Source organism: Eudoraea sp., from assembly GCF_049669105.1.
In the GTDB taxonomy this organism is placed as follows: Bacteria; Bacteroidota; Bacteroidia; order Flavobacteriales; family Flavobacteriaceae; genus Eudoraea.
Map to the genome: position 1 here is coordinate 46,721 of NZ_JBATKE010000143.1, position 16,137 is coordinate 62,857.

The 16,137-nt window shown below is 39.5% G+C and carries 14 protein-coding genes; 12 read left to right on the top strand and 2 right to left on the bottom strand.

Annotated elements, in window-relative coordinates; translation table 11 throughout:
- Positions 1-2: 2 nt before the first annotated feature.
- The 4 genes from WBM60_RS12075 to WBM60_RS12090 all read left to right on the top strand — a co-directional run bounded on the left by WBM60_RS12075 (position 3) and on the right by WBM60_RS12090 (position 3,579).
- Positions 3-1,049, top strand: coding sequence for a nucleoside hydrolase (locus WBM60_RS12075; RefSeq protein WP_424260653.1), 1,047 nt, complete (start codon positions 3-5; stop codon positions 1,047-1,049).
- 11 nt (positions 1,050-1,060) lie between these two features.
- On the top strand, positions 1,061-1,960 hold the full coding sequence (gene rbsK, locus WBM60_RS12080) for a ribokinase (RefSeq protein ID WP_424260651.1): 900 nt from the start codon (positions 1,061-1,063) through the stop codon (positions 1,958-1,960).
- Positions 1,961-1,971: 11 nt separating this feature from the next.
- A complete protein-coding gene (locus WBM60_RS12085) occupies positions 1,972-2,967 on the top strand; it encodes a GRP family sugar transporter (protein ID WP_424260649.1) in 996 nt (331 codons plus the stop codon).
- Between the two features lie 96 nt (positions 2,968-3,063).
- Positions 3,064-3,579: a ferritin gene (locus tag WBM60_RS12090; RefSeq protein ID WP_424260647.1), complete on the top strand. Its 516-nt coding sequence runs from the start codon at positions 3,064-3,066 to the stop codon at positions 3,577-3,579.
- Between the two features lie 69 nt (positions 3,580-3,648).
- Here the strand turns inward: WBM60_RS12090 and WBM60_RS12095 are convergent, their stop codons facing one another.
- Entirely contained in the window at positions 3,649-3,981 is a 333-nt protein-coding gene (locus WBM60_RS12095; RefSeq protein ID WP_299164590.1) for a single-stranded DNA-binding protein, read from the bottom strand.
- A gap of 370 nt (positions 3,982-4,351) precedes the next feature.
- Between WBM60_RS12095 and WBM60_RS12100 the strand changes: the two genes are divergently transcribed.
- The 6 genes from WBM60_RS12100 (at position 4,352) to WBM60_RS12125 (ending at position 12,394) form a co-directional block, all read left to right on the top strand.
- Positions 4,352-5,911, top strand: a complete 1,560-nt coding sequence (locus tag WBM60_RS12100; RefSeq protein WP_424260644.1) for a M20/M25/M40 family metallo-hydrolase — start codon at positions 4,352-4,354, stop codon at positions 5,909-5,911.
- Positions 5,912-5,914: 3 nt separating this feature from the next.
- Complete coding sequence (locus tag WBM60_RS12105) at positions 5,915-7,204, top strand: serine hydrolase domain-containing protein (RefSeq protein WP_424260642.1); 1,290 nt, start codon at positions 5,915-5,917, stop codon at positions 7,202-7,204.
- The gene (locus WBM60_RS12110) at positions 7,197-8,150 is read left to right on the top strand and encodes a DUF6807 family protein (protein WP_424260640.1); all 954 of its coding nucleotides are present in this window, start codon (positions 7,197-7,199) and stop codon (positions 8,148-8,150) included. The genes WBM60_RS12105 and WBM60_RS12110 overlap by 8 nt, the downstream gene beginning before the upstream one ends.
- A 30-nt stretch (positions 8,151-8,180) precedes the next feature.
- On the top strand, positions 8,181-11,327 hold the full coding sequence (locus WBM60_RS12115; RefSeq protein ID WP_424283129.1) for a VPS10 domain-containing protein: 3,147 nt from the start codon (positions 8,181-8,183) through the stop codon (positions 11,325-11,327).
- 86 nt (positions 11,328-11,413) lie between these two features.
- The gene (locus tag WBM60_RS12120) at positions 11,414-11,986 is read left to right on the top strand and encodes a pentapeptide repeat-containing protein (protein WP_424260636.1); all 573 of its coding nucleotides are present in this window, start codon (positions 11,414-11,416) and stop codon (positions 11,984-11,986) included.
- A 45-nt stretch (positions 11,987-12,031) separates the two neighbouring features.
- Positions 12,032-12,394 carry a hypothetical protein gene (locus WBM60_RS12125; protein WP_424260634.1) on the top strand — a complete coding sequence of 121 codons (363 nt, stop codon included), beginning with the start codon at positions 12,032-12,034 and terminating at the stop codon, positions 12,392-12,394.
- A 57-nt stretch (positions 12,395-12,451) separates the two neighbouring features.
- On the opposite strand, the gene WBM60_RS12130 is transcribed toward WBM60_RS12125, so the two are convergent.
- Entirely contained in the window at positions 12,452-12,922 is a 471-nt protein-coding gene (locus WBM60_RS12130) for a CBS domain-containing protein (RefSeq protein ID WP_299164584.1), read from the bottom strand.
- Between the two features lie 119 nt (positions 12,923-13,041).
- Between WBM60_RS12130 and WBM60_RS12135 the strand changes: the two genes are divergently transcribed.
- Complete coding sequence (locus tag WBM60_RS12135; RefSeq protein ID WP_424278549.1) at positions 13,042-15,324, top strand: M28 family peptidase; 2,283 nt, start codon at positions 13,042-13,044, stop codon at positions 15,322-15,324.
- Positions 15,321-16,127, top strand: a complete 807-nt coding sequence (locus tag WBM60_RS12140; protein WP_424260630.1) for an SDR family oxidoreductase — start codon at positions 15,321-15,323, stop codon at positions 16,125-16,127. Before WBM60_RS12135 ends, WBM60_RS12140 begins: the two co-directional genes overlap by 4 nt.
- Positions 16,128-16,137 lie beyond the last annotated feature (10 nt).

Consider the following 16,137-nt stretch of genomic DNA (forward strand, 5'->3'; position numbering starts at 1 on the left):
CCATGAATATAGGACAAAGGCAATTTTCGCCCATTTTTTCGATTTTTATTTTTGGCATCCTGGCCCTTACTATTTGCGGCTGTGCGGATAAAAAAGAAGAGAAAAAAATTATTGCCAAACCGCTCAAAACTTCTTCCAAACTTAAGGTCATTTTTGATTCAGATGCCAATAACGAGTTGGACGACCAGCACGCTCTTGCTTATTTGCTTTTTAATGGGGATACTTTTGAAGTAGATGCAGTGACGGTTAATGCCACCTATAACGGGGGTGACATACAAGGTCATTATGACGAAGCCTTACGGGTGATAAAATTGTGCAATCTTAACGATAAGATTCCTTTATTAAAAGGAGCGAATGCCAATTTTATAGACATTAGTAATGCGTGGAATCCGGAGAATTATGACGGACAAGAAGGTGTTGATCGCATCCTGGAGGCAACTAAAAAAGATACCCTGGTTATAATCGCAGTAGGTAAGTTAACAAACATAGCATTGGCTTTAAAAAAGGATCCTGCTTTTGCGGAACGAACCAAAATAGTATGGCTGGGGTCTAACTATCCGGAGCCGGGGGAATACAACCAGGACAATGACACCATAGCCATGAATTATGTATTAAATAGCAACATCCCCTTTGAAATGGTTACCGTTCGTTATGGCAAACCTTCAGGTACCGATGCTGTTAAAGTAACTAAGGAAGAAATAAACAGGAAAATGCCCGGTCTTGGACCTACTTCAATAGAACCGGTAACAGGCAGGCATGGAGGTGAATTTAAAACTTTTGGGGACTACTCAGTAAGTCTTTTTGAATATATTGACTATCATGGTGACCCTCCTTCCAGACCACTCTTTGATATGGTTGCTGTAGCTATTTTAAAAAATGAAAGCTGGGGGGAGCGCAAAAGGATTCCAGCCCCTGTACTTATTAATAATGAATGGATTGAGCGACCAGATAATAAGCGCAAAATTGCGGTTTGGGAAAACTTTAAAAAGGAAGAAATCCTGGAAGATTTCTATAGCAGCCTTAAGAATCCCGTTCCAGTTACTAAATAAAAAAAACAGAAATGCCAGGAATTGTTGTCGTAGGGAGTTCTAATACCGATATGGTGGTAAAAACGCCAAGATTCCCGGAACCAGGAGAAACCATACTAGGTGGTGATTTTTTTATGTTCCCTGGCGGGAAAGGTGCCAATCAGGCAGTGGCTGCCGCACGTTTAGGTGGTAAACTTAGTTTTATTTGTTGCATAGGAGATGATATTTTTGGTCAAAATGCGATCGAGGGTTATAAAAAAGAAGGAATTAACATGGATGGCGCATTAATTGTAAATGGTGAGCCATCTGGGGTTGCATTAATTACCGTAAATGCGGAAGGAGAAAATGAAATTGTTGTTGCTTCTGGGGCAAATAATCTTTTATCTAAAAAGCATTTAGAAGGTTCTTCTCAGCTGCTTCAAAAGGCTGACATCATTTTAACTCAATTGGAAACACCTATACCGGTTATAGGATATTTAGCAGACTACTGCAGGGAAAATAGTCAAAAGCTCATTATTAATCCAGCACCTGCTCAGGAATTATCAGATCACATTCTTAAAGAACTATTCCTTATAACCCCAAATGAAACAGAAACCAGAATTCTGACTGGGATTGAAGTCATTGATGAATCATCGGCAAGCAGGGCATGTGAAGCTCTTTTTCTGAAAGGCGTTAAAAATGTTCTAATTACCATGGGCAGCAGGGGTGCATTTTTTATGAATAGTGAGGTGCATTTTACTGCCAAAGTTCAAAAAGTGGATGCAATAGATACTACTGCAGCCGGCGATGTTTTTAATGGAGCACTGGCAGTCTGTCTGGCTCAAAACATGACCTGGAACGAAAGTATTGAATTTGCCAATAAAGCGGCAGCGCTGTCTGTCACCAAAATGGGTGCACAGACCTCTGCTCCGTATCTCAATGAAATCAACTAATCTTTTATATTATGTTTATCATAGAATCGTACCCAATAGCTGTTTTATTTTGTATAATTACCATGTTTGCCTGGGGCTCATGGGCAAATACACAGAAACTGGCTTCTCCAGACTGGCGTTTTGAACTGTTTTACTGGGACTATGTTTTTGGAATCGTCGTTTTTTCGTTGCTTCTGGCATTGACTGCAGGTAGCAGTGGAGATGCAGGTCGTCCTTTTTTACAGGACTTAGTGCAGGCGAGTTCTGAAAATTTAGGTTCTGCTTTTTTGGGAGGGATTTTGTTTAATGCAGCTAATATACTTCTGGTAGCCGCCATTACAATTGCCGGCATGTCTGTAGCCTTTCCGGTTGGAATAGGCCTTGCATTAGTTATAGGCGTAGTTGTAAATTATCTGGATATTCCAGTTGGGAATGCAGGCATGCTTTTTGGTGGAGTAGCACTTATAGTTATTGCCATGCTAATCAATGCAAATGCTTATAAAAAACTTTCGGTAAGTCAGGACAAAGTCCCAACAAAAGGCCTGGTTTTGGCAATTATTGCAGGTTTCTTAATGGGTTTCTTCTATAAATATGTGGCTAATTCGATGTTTCCAGAATTTACCAATCCCATTTCTGGAAAACTAAGTCCGTATACTGCAGTGTTTGTTTTTGCTATAGGAATTCTGGCTAGCAATTTCATTTTCAATACGCTGCTAATGAAAAAACCATTCGAAGGAAAAGCCGTCAGTCTTAAGGACTATTTTGTTGGTGGAAGCAAAAACCATCTCATGGGCATCCTGGGTGGGGCTATTTGGTGTATAGGAATGTCTTTTAGCATTCTGGCCTCAGATAAAGCAGGTCCTGCAATCTCATATGGCTTAGGCCAGGGAGCTACTGTAGTGGCTGCATTGTGGGGTATTTTTGTCTGGAAAGAATTTAAAGGTGCCCCAAAAGGAGTTCCCAGACTTCTTAATATTATGCTATTGGTTTATATAATCGGCCTGGCTTTGATTGTTATGGCGAGATAATTAGTGGCTTAAAAAAATGACGAACAGGGCTAAAATCTTGTGGTTTTACGAAGTCCTTAGTAGCTAGATTTTGTAACTTTGATAAAAACATTTATTATGCTTTCAAAAAATATGGAAAAAGCCCTGAACGACCAAATCAGGATCGAAGCAGAATCTTCACAGATTTACTTGTCTATGGCTTCATGGGCAGAAGTAAAAGGACTTGAAGGAATTTCTCTTTTTATGTACAAACAGTCCGAAGAGGAAAGAATGCATATGCTGAAGCTAGTTAAATATGTAAATGAACGGGGAGGACAAGCGGCTATATCCGCATTAACTGAACCCAAAGCTGTTTACGATTCGTTTCAAAAGATGTTTGAAGATTTATATGATCACGAGATTTTTGTTTCCAAAAGCATCAATGAATTGGTACATGTAGCCCTACAGGAAAAGGATTACGCTACACATAATTTTCTTCAGTGGTATGTTGCCGAACAGATGGAAGAAGAAGCACTTGCGCGAACCATTTTAGATAAGATTAATCTAATTGGGAATGACAAAAGTGGGCTCTACCTATTTGATCGCGATGTACAGCAGATCACAGTAGAAAGTGCTGCAGACACCCAACCATAAAAAAAGAGGATCATGAATGATCCTCTTTTCACTTAGTGAAATGTTAGTTGCACTAATAAGTACCACTCATTATTTACCCAACATTACCAATTCATTGCATTTAATCTCGGTAATATATCTTTTTTCACCTTCTTTGTTTTCATAGGAGCGATGAATGAGCTTACCTTCTACTGCTACTTCATTACCCTTGGCCAGGTAATTTTCAACAATCTCTGCGGTTTTGCCCCAGGCTACCACATTATGCCATTGGGTGTCCGTTACCTTTTCTCCCTTGTTGTTTTTGTAAATCTCATTGGTAGCTACGGAAAATTTGGCCAATTTACCACCATTATCAAGGTTAACAATTTCCGGGTCTTGCCCCAGGTTTCCAATCAACTGTACTTTGTTTCTAAGTGCGTTCATAATTACTAATTTTAAGGATTAAACAGTTAATACTATCGGGTCTTATACTCCGACACTGCAAACATAGAACAGTAGTTTAGGGTTACTCGGTTAGGAAGTGCTTATTTTCGTTTGTAATCTTTTGTAGTCGTTTGTAATTGTTTTTAATAGTGATTATCAATTATTTATATGTATATAAAATTATATTTAATCAAGAAATATTTTATCCTAACCAAACTTTATAGGTAAATTACCATCAGAAATTGGGAATAACCAGAAAGTTTTGAGATCTTTTTCTAATCAATTTAATTAAGACATTGGAACAGTATTCTGTTCTAATTAAAAACTTTTATTCCTATATTGTTCTACTGTGCTTAAAAACTATAAAAGTATGATTAGACGACTTCCCCTGCTTTTTATTTTTTTCCTTTTTAATGTTACCTTTTTAATTGGCCAGTCCACAGAAGAAGTAGTGGATCAATTAAAAAAAGAAGCAACAGAAAATTCTCAGTTAGAACAACTCGCTCATGAATTAATGGATGTTATCGGACCCCGTTTGGTAGGTACCCCTCAAATGACTAAAGCCAATGACTGGGCTGTAGCTACCTTTAAAAAATGGGGAATAAAAGCCCGAAACGAGGAATGGGGTACATGGAGAGGTTGGGAACGCGGTATTACCCACATAGATATGGTTTCCCCCAGAGTGGTATCACTTCGAGGAACACAATTGGCATGGAGCCCGAGTACTTCAGATTCAGGAATTACTGCAGAGGTCATAAACTTACCCGTAGTGGAAGATTCACTGGAATTTGCCAATTGGCTCCCTAATGTCAAAGGCAAATTTGTAACCGTCTCCATGAACCAGTCAACAGGTCGCCCGGATTATAATTGGGAAGAATTTGCCACCAGGGAATCCTTTGAAAAAATGAAAGCCAATAGGGAAGCTCAAACCAGGGCCTGGTATCAGCAAATCCGAAATACAGGATATAACAGCAGAACTCTAAATAGAGTACTGGAAGAAGCAGGTGCAGCAGCTATTATACAATCCAGGTGGTCGGAAGGTTTTGGAGCCAACAAAATTTTTAGTGCCAATACCAAAACAATTCCAGTCATAGACCTTTCCCTGGAAGATTACGGAATGATATATAGATTGGCTGAGAACGACGACAAACCTGTATTAAAAGTGGTTTCCAAATCACAAGAATTAGGAAGGGTCCCCACATTTAATACCATAGCCACCATTCCAGGTACAAAATTTCCTGATGAATATGTTGTTCTTTCTGCTCATTTTGATTCCTGGGATGGTGGCACCGGCGCAACCGATAACGGCACAGGTACAATTACTATGATGGAAACCGCACGTATTCTTAAAAAAATATATCCGAACCCTAAACGCACCATTATTATTGGACTTTGGGGTAGTGAGGAACAAGGACTCAATGGCTCCCGGGCTTTTGTAGAGGACAGGCCAGAAGTCGTAAAAGGGCTACAGGCCTTATTTAATCAGGATAATGGAACCGGACGTGTTGTTCAAATCTCCGGACAGGGATTCCTTCATGCCTACGATTATCTGGGACGCTGGCTCCAGGCCGTTCCGGAAGACATACGCGGCCATATTGAAACTACATACCCTGGATCTCCAGGCCGGGGAGGCTCTGATTATGCTTCTTTTGTTGCCATGGGAGTTCCGGCATTTTCACTTAGTTCCCTAAGCTGGAGTTATAGTGATTATACCTGGCATACCAATTTAGATACTTATGACAAGATCGTTTTTGACGATGTTCGTAACAATGCTATTCTTACAGCAATCCTTACGTACATGGCCTGTGAAGACCTAGAGAAAACATCCAGGGAAAAAGCGACACTTCCAACTAATCAAAAAACAGGAATAAAACAAGAATGGCCAATCCCCCGTTCTCCGGATAGGGCTGGCGGACAAGATAAAAATTAAATTATGAGAAAAATCAACCTCTTTTTCTGTTTGGCAATTGCTGCAATAGGATTTGCCCAAACCCCGTCAGTTAAAATTTCCCCTGATCTTACGGCAGCTTCCCCGGCAACTGTTGGAATGTCTGATATACGATTAAAGCGAATAGATGCCATGCTTAAACAAGCTGTAAAAGATGGTGATATTCCGGGAGCTGTGGCTTTAATTGCAAGAGATGGAAAAATAGTATTCCACAGTGCCTATGGTCTGGCTGATAATTCGGCTGGTACTAAAATTTATAATGATGCTATTTTCAGGATAGCCTCTCAGACAAAGGCCATAACTTCAACCGCGGTAATGATGCTCTGGGAAGAAGGAAAATTTAAATTAGATGATCCCGTTTCCAAATACATTCCCGAATTTAAAGATGCCAAAATCCTGGATACTTATAATGAAACAGATACCACATACACCAGTGTTCCTTCAGAAAAGGAAATTACGATTAGACATTTAATTACACATACCTCCGGAATAGGTTATGGAGTAATTGACGGAGATCCAAGATTCAAAGCAATCTATCACAAAGCTGGTATTACAGATCTTTTTACTACTGAGGATATAGCTATAGAAGAGAGCGTTAAGAAACTCGCCGGCCTTCCATTGCACCATACCCCGGGTGAGAAATTTACCTATAGCGAAGGTCTTGATGTTCTTGGCTACTTTATTGAAGTAGTCTCTGGTTTGCCCTTTGATGAATTTCTGAGAACCCGGATTTTTGATCCTTTAGGCATGAACGATACCTGGTTTTATTTACCTAAGGAGAAGCATGACCGCCTGGTAAATGTTCAGCATAAAGTAGACGGGGAATGGGAAAAATACCCGGTTACGTTTTATGATACAGATTATCCTGTTAAAGGTGCTAAAAGGTTTTTTTCCGGTGGGGCTGGTCTTTCCAGTACCGCAAAAGATTACGCAACCTTCCTGCAAATGTACCTGAATAAAGGCGAGTTAAACGGAGTCAGGTTGCTGAGCAGAACCACCGTAAGAAGTATCATGGCAAACCAAATTGGCGACATTTGGAAAGACGGCCCAAAGAATTACGGATTGGCATTTGGGGTAGTAAATCAAAAAGGTGAGGATTCTGGCGGGCTGGGCAGTGAAGGTACTTTTGACTGGGGTGGCTACTTTAATACGCAATATTTTGCGGATCCTGAGGAGCAGGTTATTGGTATCCTGATGAAACAAACACAAGGCACATCAAACGATAATACAGCCTGGAAATTCCGGCAGATGGTATTTAGCGCTGTAGATGACTAAACTGACTTTTTATTATAAATTAAAATCCAATTGCCAGTGTTTGTTGGGGTTTTTACTAGTGCCCTTATTAGGAATCGCCCAATTAACTTTTACGGAGTCTGAGGAAGGAATTCAAATAAAAGAAGGTGATACAAGTGTTCTTTTTTATCAAAAACAACCTAAGTCGATTAACGGTGAATTCTCGCGAAACAATTATATCCATCCACTCCATGGGCTTGATGGATCTGTACTCACTGAAGATTTTCCCGAAGACCATCCCCATCACAGGGGTGTTTTTTGGGCATGGCATCAGGTATATATTGGGAATAGGCAATTAGGGGATTCCTGGGAATGCAGCGATTTTATCTGGAATATCAGTAATATTGAAAGTTCGAAGGAAGACGACATTCTCAAGCTTAGGGTCTCTGCGTATTGGCAATCGCCCCTATGGTTAACCCGGGAGGGAAATCAAAAACCCTTCCTATTAGAAAATACCACGATTAGCATTTATCCCGGAAAGAGTAACTATCGTATTATACGTTTCGAAATATCACTTTTAGCTCTTGAAGAGAACCTGAAAATAGGTGGTTCAGATGATGAAAAAGGCTACGGGGGGTTTTCTGTCCGAATGAAACTTCCTGAAGATGTTCAGTTTATGTCCAATAAAGGTAAGGTTGTACCCGAAAATAGTGCCGTTAAAGCCGGAAAATGGATGAATATTTTTGGGTCATTAACCAATAAGGAAAACAATTCAGGAATCGTGATACTCTCCCACCAGGATTCTCGGGAGGATAAAGCAGATTGGATCTTAAGAGAAAAAGAAAGCATGCAGAATTGTGTTTATCCTGGCAGAACAGTTGTCCCTGTTTCCACAAAAGATCCAATCATTTTAAAGTATAGTCTCCTGGTATATGAAGGAACGATGACAGTACAGGAGGTCCAAAAAATTTATAAAGAACTGAAATAAACATTTATTATCTTACCACTTATTTTTATTATGAAAACCATCCAACTTTTTATTCTCGGCCTGCTCTTGATCCCTGTAAACATTCAGGCTCAAAAACGTAAAACCAAAATCGACACCTCACCCTATACGGCTCAGGATTCCCTTTATCATGGCCTGAAGTGGCGTAATATTGGTCCTTTTAGAGGCGGCCGGAGTGTAGCAAGTAGTGGAGTTGTTGGTCAGCCTATGACCTATTATATGGGCTCCACCGGAGGTGGGATATGGAAAACAACGGATGATGGAATCAGCTGGAAAAATATTTCGGACGAATTTTTAAAAACAGGAACCGTTGGTGCAATTGCAGTTTCAGAAAGCAATCCAAATATAGTGGTTGCAGGTATGGGGGAACACGCCGCCAGAGGGGTAATGACTTCTATGGGAGATGGGGTCTATAAATCTACAGATGCCGGTAAGACATGGAAGCATATTGGACTGAATAAAACCCGTCATATTTCAGATGTGGTGATTCATCCGGCAAATCCGGATATTATGTTTATTGGAGCACAGGGAGCTCAATACGGCCCATCGGAAGACAGGGGGATTTACCGGTCAACAGACGGGGGTGCAAGCTGGGAAAAAGTACTTTTTGTAAACAAGACAACTTGGGCCTCTTCCCTGTCTATGGACATGAAAAACCCATTAATTCTCTATGCTGCATTCTGGGAACACAGCCGCTATCCATGGACCATGGAGTCCGGAGGTAAGAATTCAGGACTTTATAAATCCACAGATGGAGGGACTACCTGGAATAAGTTAAAAGAAGGGCTTCCTGAAGAATTTGGAAAAGCGGGGATATCTGTATCCCGTGCTAATCCTGAGCGGGTATTCGCGGTATTGGAAGCTGAAGGAAAAAAAGGTGGGGTTTACAGATCAGATGATGCCGGAAAAAAATGGACACAGGTGAATAAAGACCGGATAAATATTACACGCTCCTGGTATTATATGGAAATATTTGCAGATCCTCAGGATGAAAACCTGGTATATATATGCAATGCCCCTGTAACAAAATCCATCGATGGCGGTAAAACATTTAGCCGGATACCTACCCCGCATGGAGACAATCATCATCTTTGGATAAATCCTCTGGATAATCGTAAAATGATCAATTCCAATGACGGTGGAGCCAACGTTTCTAATAATGGAGGTAAAAGCTGGAGTACTCAACAAAATCAGCCTACATCGCAATTTTACAGGGTTATAACAGACAATCTGGTTCCCTATAATGTCTATGGTGGTCAGCAGGATAATTCTGCGATCGCAATAGCCAGCAGAACCAATGATCAGGGGGTCGACTGGAAAGACTGGTATTCTGTGGCCGGATGTGAAAGTGCCTATCTGGCTTTTGATCCCGATAATCCTGAAATTGTATACGGTGGATGTTATCAGGGGATTATTGAAAAATGGGTCAGAGCCTCAAGGGAAGGCAAACCAATTAAGGAATACCCGGAATTGGCTCTGGGGAATGCCCCCGAAAGCTTCAAATTTCGCTATAATTGGAACGCCCCGATTATAAGTTCTCCCCATGACCGCAATACCATTTACCATGCGGGGAACGTTGTTTTCAAGACCACTGACGGGGGTATTAGTTGGTCTGTTATAAGTCCCGATCTGACCCGAAATGACAAAAACAGGCAGGGCCCTGGAGGTGGGCCTTACACCAATGAAGCCGCAGGAGGCGAGAACTATAACACCCTGATGTATCTCGTGGAATCTCCAAATGAAAAGGGCGTGCTTTGGGCCGGTAGTGATGATGGCCTTATTCATATAACTAAAGATGGAGGCGAAAATTGGGAAAATGTTACGCCTCCGGGCTTAGCTGAAGGCATAATCAATAGTATTGAAGTATCTCCTCATGATGATGCCACTGCTTATGTGGCGGTGATGCGTTATAAATTTATGGACTTAAAACCATACGTATTTAAAACAACAGACTATGGTAAAACCTGGTCTAAAATAGTAACCGGAATTACTGACGAACATACATTTGTAAGGGTAGTCCGGGAAGACCCAAAACGAAAAGGGCTTTTGTATGCGGGTACAGAAACCGGTTTGTATATTTCGTTTAATGACGGATTAAACTGGCAACCCTTTCAGCTAAATTTACCAGTAGTCCCCATTAATGACCTCACTATTCAGGATAATGATTTAGTGGCAGCTACGGCCGGCAGGTCGTTCTGGATATTAGATGATCTTGGGGCCATTCAGAATAGTTCAATAAATAATACGGCTCTAGCCATCTTTAAACCTAAAGACACCTATCTGCTCTTTGGGGGTAGTTCCGAAAAACCAGTTCCCGGCCTCGGACAAAATCCCAAACAAGGAGTTACTTTTGATTATTATCTGAACGAGGATGCAGACAGTGTGAATCTGGAATTACAGGTGCTTCAAAATGGAAAACTGATTAGAACCATTACCAATAAAAATCAAAAAGATTTTAAAACATGGCCGGGAGGACCTTCCAAGCCAGCGGTTTTGCCTTCAAAAATGGGGTACAACCGATTTACCTGGGATTTTAGAAAAGAAACACTCCCGGCCGTAGATAAAGTATTTGTCTATGGAAATTTTTCAGGCTCCAGCGTTGCTCCAGGCAGCTATATCTTGCGATTGTCTTTGGACGACAAGGTGGCCGAAACGGAAGTGCTCATTCTTCCTAACCCAAAAATTAAGGCCTCCAAAACTGATTTTGATGAACAACAATCCGTATTGAATCAAATTGAAAATACGATTAAGAATATTCACGAATCTGTGACCCAAATACGATCGGCAAAAAAACAATTAAAGACTTATGCAGAGCTACTTAAAGAAAATGAAGTTGCAACTGATCTATTAGAAAAGGGAAAGGAATTAATAAATCGTATAGACAGCTGGGAACAAAATCTTATCCAGCCCAATCAGAAAACTTTTCAGGATGTTATTAACTACAATAACCAGCTAAATGCTCAATTAATGCACCTGAAAGGATTTGTAGACAACGCAGATCCGAAAGTTACTCAGGGGGCCAAACAAAGGCTAGCTGATCTGCTGGATGATTGGAAAACCTATGACAATGAGAAGAAAGCCATTGTGAATACCGAGATGGCAGCCTATAATAGAATGTATACAGACCTTGGCTTGCCTGCTTTGATACTCAAAGAGTAAACCATAAGGATTGTAATATAAATTGGCTAACCGGTGCGAAAAGGAAGATACATTTTAATCTAAGTAATTCCCTATTATGACTTGTCATGAACAAATCATTTTTTGAAGATATAACGTACAAAGATCAGGATTTCACAAAAGTGAGATTGGAAAAAGCAGAATACGAAAACTGTATTTTTGAAGATTGTAATTTTGCTGATGCATACGTCGATAACATAAACTTTACAGCGTGCCATTTTTCACATTGCAACCTAAGTAACGCCAATATAACTCATTCGGTATTTAATGAGGTTTCATTTTCATACTGCAAACTGACAGGCCTTCACTTTGAACATTGTAATCCCATATTGCTTTCACTTTCCTTTGATCATTGTTCATTGATCCTGGCTTCATTTTATCAGTTACAGCTTAAAAACATTGAGTTTACTGAATGTAAATTAATTGAAGTCGACTTTACAGAGGCCAACCTCAGCAATGCACAATTTGGAGGATGCGATTTAAATAAGGCTATTTTTGAGAAAACCAATCTGGAGCAGGCTGATTTAACCACAGCAATCAATTATAAATTTGACCCTGAACAAAATCGACTTAGGAAAGCTAAATTCTCAAAAGATGGAGTTGTAGGGTTGCTCGGAAAATACGATATTGTAGTAGTGTAGCTTACTCACATCTTTAAAGGATAGAAACGTTTTCTTTTACCATATATGGAACATCAGGAAGAAAAAAAATGCCTTGAATGCGGGGAAATAATCAGGGGCCGGGTAGATAAAAAATACTGTTCGGACTACTGCCGGAATGCCTATAATAATAAATTAAATAAGGATAGTAAAAACCTGGTAAGAAATATAAATAACAGACTTCGAAAGAATTACAGGGTCTTAGATAGTTTTACCTTAAAAGATGGAAAAACACGCACCACCAAGAACCGTCTTATGGATAAAGGATTTGACTTTGATTATATAACCAATCTTTATACTACAAAAAAAGGTACGACCTATTATTTTGTATACGATCTTGGCTATCTTCCTTTGGATAATGATTATTACATGATCGTTAAACGCGAATAGAAATTAGCGGTGTAAAAGTATCCGGAAAATGAAAATCAACTATTTTAATCCCAAAGATTATTTATAGTTATGACTGGTAAGTTTTAATGCTGCGATCACAATATCCTTACGACTTATCTGGCCAACTAAAAGACCGTCTTTTAAAACCGGTAATCGTCTTCGATTGTTTTTATGAAAAACTCCTGCAGCATCAAAAATACTCATGTCGTGAGGTATGGTCTCCACATTTTTGGTCATAAACCGCTCCACGCTTTTATCGAGGATAGGCTGGTTAAAATAACGGCTTTCTGAAATTTCCTTCATACAATCGGCCTCTGAAATAATTCCAACTAAAAAACCACTTTCATCCAAAACCGGTCCCCCGGAAATATGATTTTTCGCAAAAGATTCCATTACCTCAAGTATGGACTGATCAGTACTAAAAGTCAGTAATTTTCTTGTCATATAATCCTCCACCAGAATGGGGGCATCATACTCCTTTTTGGATCCTTCTTTGGCTCTTCGGCCCATAAAACTCTTTATACCCATACTTTTTTTAAAATTAGCTTAATATTAAATGTACACTTTTCTTGCTTAATTATTAAATATATTCGTCAAAATGAGCTAGACTATTAGAATTTTATACTTTTAGCTGACAATTCTATATCATGAAGGCATATGCCCAAATAATTTCCTTTCTGCTGATTCTATTGGCGATTTACCTGAGTTTTGATACTGCAATGCCCACGTATAAAAAGGATGCAGATCAGTCATTAACCACTTTTTCTACAGACAGAGCACTACAACATGTTGAAACTATCTCTGAACAGCCACACGGCGTAGGTTTTAAAGCACATGAAACGGTGAAAAAGTATATTATTGAGCAATTAACCCAATTGGGCCTGGAAACCTCAGTTCAGAAAGGATATAGTGCCGGAGATTGGGGTAATTTCAGCAAAGCGGAGAATATAATTGCAAGAATAAAAGGGTCTCAGCCGGGAAAAGCCCTTTTGCTGCTCTCACATTATGACAGTAGCCCGCACTCATCTTTGGGTGCAAGCGATGCAGCTAGTGGCGTAGCGACCATTCTGGAAAGTGTCCGGGCATATATAGCCAATGGGACAGTGCCTAAAAATGATATAATTATTCTTATCTCTGATGCGGAGGAATTAGGTCTGAATGGTGCGGAGTTATTTGTAAACCATCATCCGTGGGCCAAAGAGGTTGGGTTGGTCCTGAATTTTGAAGCCAGGGGGAGCGGTGGTCCCGCATTAATGCTGGTTGAAACTAATAGAAGTAATGGTATACTTATAAAGGAATTTATAGAAGCAGACCCGAAATTTCCTGTGGCAAACTCTTTTTACTACAGCATTTATAAAATATTGCCCAATGATATGGATACTACAATATTCAGAGAAGATGGAGATATAGAAGGCTTTAATTTTGCATTTATAGATGATCATTATGACTATCATACGGTTAAAGATAACTACGAGCGTCTGGATAGAAACTCTTTGGCACATCAGGGAAGTTATTTGATGCCCCTTTTAGAACATTTCAGCCAGGCCGATCTGAACGATTTGAAGAGTTTAAACGACTTTGTTTATTTTAATGTGCCGTTTTTTAAGTTTATTTCTTACCCTTTTGAATGGACATGGCCCATGTTCTTTTTAGCCTTGGCGATGATGCTCGCTTTATTGGTTTACGGTTTTAAAATTAAACGCCTTGATCTAAAGGAAATTGGGAAAGGATTCCTGCCGCTTATATTAGCATTAACTATAAACGGTCTTGTGGGCTGGTATAGCTGGTCCGTATTAAAATGGATTTATCCGCATTATAAAGATATTTTACACGGTTTTACGTACAATGGGCATTACTACATTCTGGCATTTGTACTATTCTCAATAGGCAGTTGTTTTTGGGTTTACCATAAGTTCAGGAAAATTAGCATTTCAAATCTATTGGTTGCCCCTTTGATCATTTGGCTTGGCATATGTTGGGGATTAACTACCTATTTGCCGGGTGCAAGTTATTTTGTTTTACCTCTTTATGCTCTTTTAGGGACATTCCTAATAAGTTTAAATCAGGAGAAGCCCAATGTTTATATTTTAATGATTTTAACGCTTCCCGCCCTATGGCTTTACACCCCGTTTATTCAAATGTTCCCCATTGGATTAGGATTAAAAATGATGGTTGCATCTACTGTGCTCACAACACTGACCTTCCTATTGCTTCTTCCCGTTTTTGCATCCTATAAAAACAAGGAACGCATTGCCTATTTGGCATTCCTGTTATTTATTGGTTTTATGGTTTCTGCCCATCTATATTCAGGTTTTACGAGCGAAAATGCCAAACCTACAAGTCTCTTGTATGTACTTAATACGGATCAAAAAAGAGCGCAATGGGCTACTTATGAAAATGAACTCTCCACATGGACATCTCAATATCTGGGAGAAAATAAAAAAAGGCCGGACAGTCTGTCTTTTTTTAAAATAAGCAGTAAATACAGCACCGGATTTACCTTCGTGGCCGACGCCCCAATTAAAGAACTTTTACCACCAAAAATTGAGATTACCCTTGATACGGTTATTGGAAATAAGCGCATGTTTGAGTTATGTATTAGCCCACAGCGCGATGTTAATCGTTTGGACGTCTTTACAAACGAGCTAAATATATTAGAAGCAAAAATAAATAATGTCGCATTATCGGACCACTATCTTAGCCATAGAAAAGGAGGTAAGCTAATTACACATTTCATAAGTGATAATGATTTTACGGAAATTCAACTAAGCATTCCTAAAGATGAATCTTTAAAGCTAACGCTATATGAGGCCTCCAATGATCTGCTGGACAATCCTTCATTTTCGATACCCGCAAGACCGGAAGCAACCATTCCTATGCCCTTTGTACTAAATGATGCTGTTTTATTGATTAAAACGATTAAATTTTGAAAAACACCATAGGAATTATCGGATGCGGATGGCTTGGCTTACCACTGGCCAAATCTCTTGTAAAAGCCGGCTATAATGTACACGGAAGTACTACCAGTAAGGACAAACTGGATACCTTAGAGAAGGAAGGAATTAAGCCATTTATAGTCATGTTAGGTGAGGAAGAAATTACAGGCTCAATTATACAATTTCTGGACCAGCTTGATATCCTTATAATAAATGTACCCCCCGGACTCCGGGGTAACAACAAAGAGAATTATGTTCTCAAAATGACACATTTGCACAATGTAATAGAAAAATCCAGCGTAAAAAAAATAGTGTTTGTGAGCAGTACTTCGGTCTATGGAGCTGTTGAAGGTGAGGTAACTGAGGATACCCTTCCGATGCCTGTAACTGAATCCGGAAAACAATTAGTAGAGGCTGAAAATATTTTTCTAAACGACAAGTCACTGCAAACAACTATCCTTAGGTTTGGAGGTCTTATAGGACCCAACAGGCATCCCATTACAATGCTTTCAGGTAAAAAAGAACTAAGCAATGGGAATGAACCCGTTAACTTAATACATTTAAATGATTGTATTCATCTGATAAAAACGGTGCTTGAAAACAATTGGTGGAATCAAATCTTTAACGGAGTCTACCCGGATCACCCTTTGAAAAGCGACTATTATTCCCACATGGCAGATAAAAATATGCTTCCAAGACCCCAATATCTGCAACATAAATCCATAAAAAGTGGAAAAATAATACTAAGTAAGAATTTTCTTAATAAAGGCATTGTCTTTTATACAGGAATAAACTAGCGTTTCACAA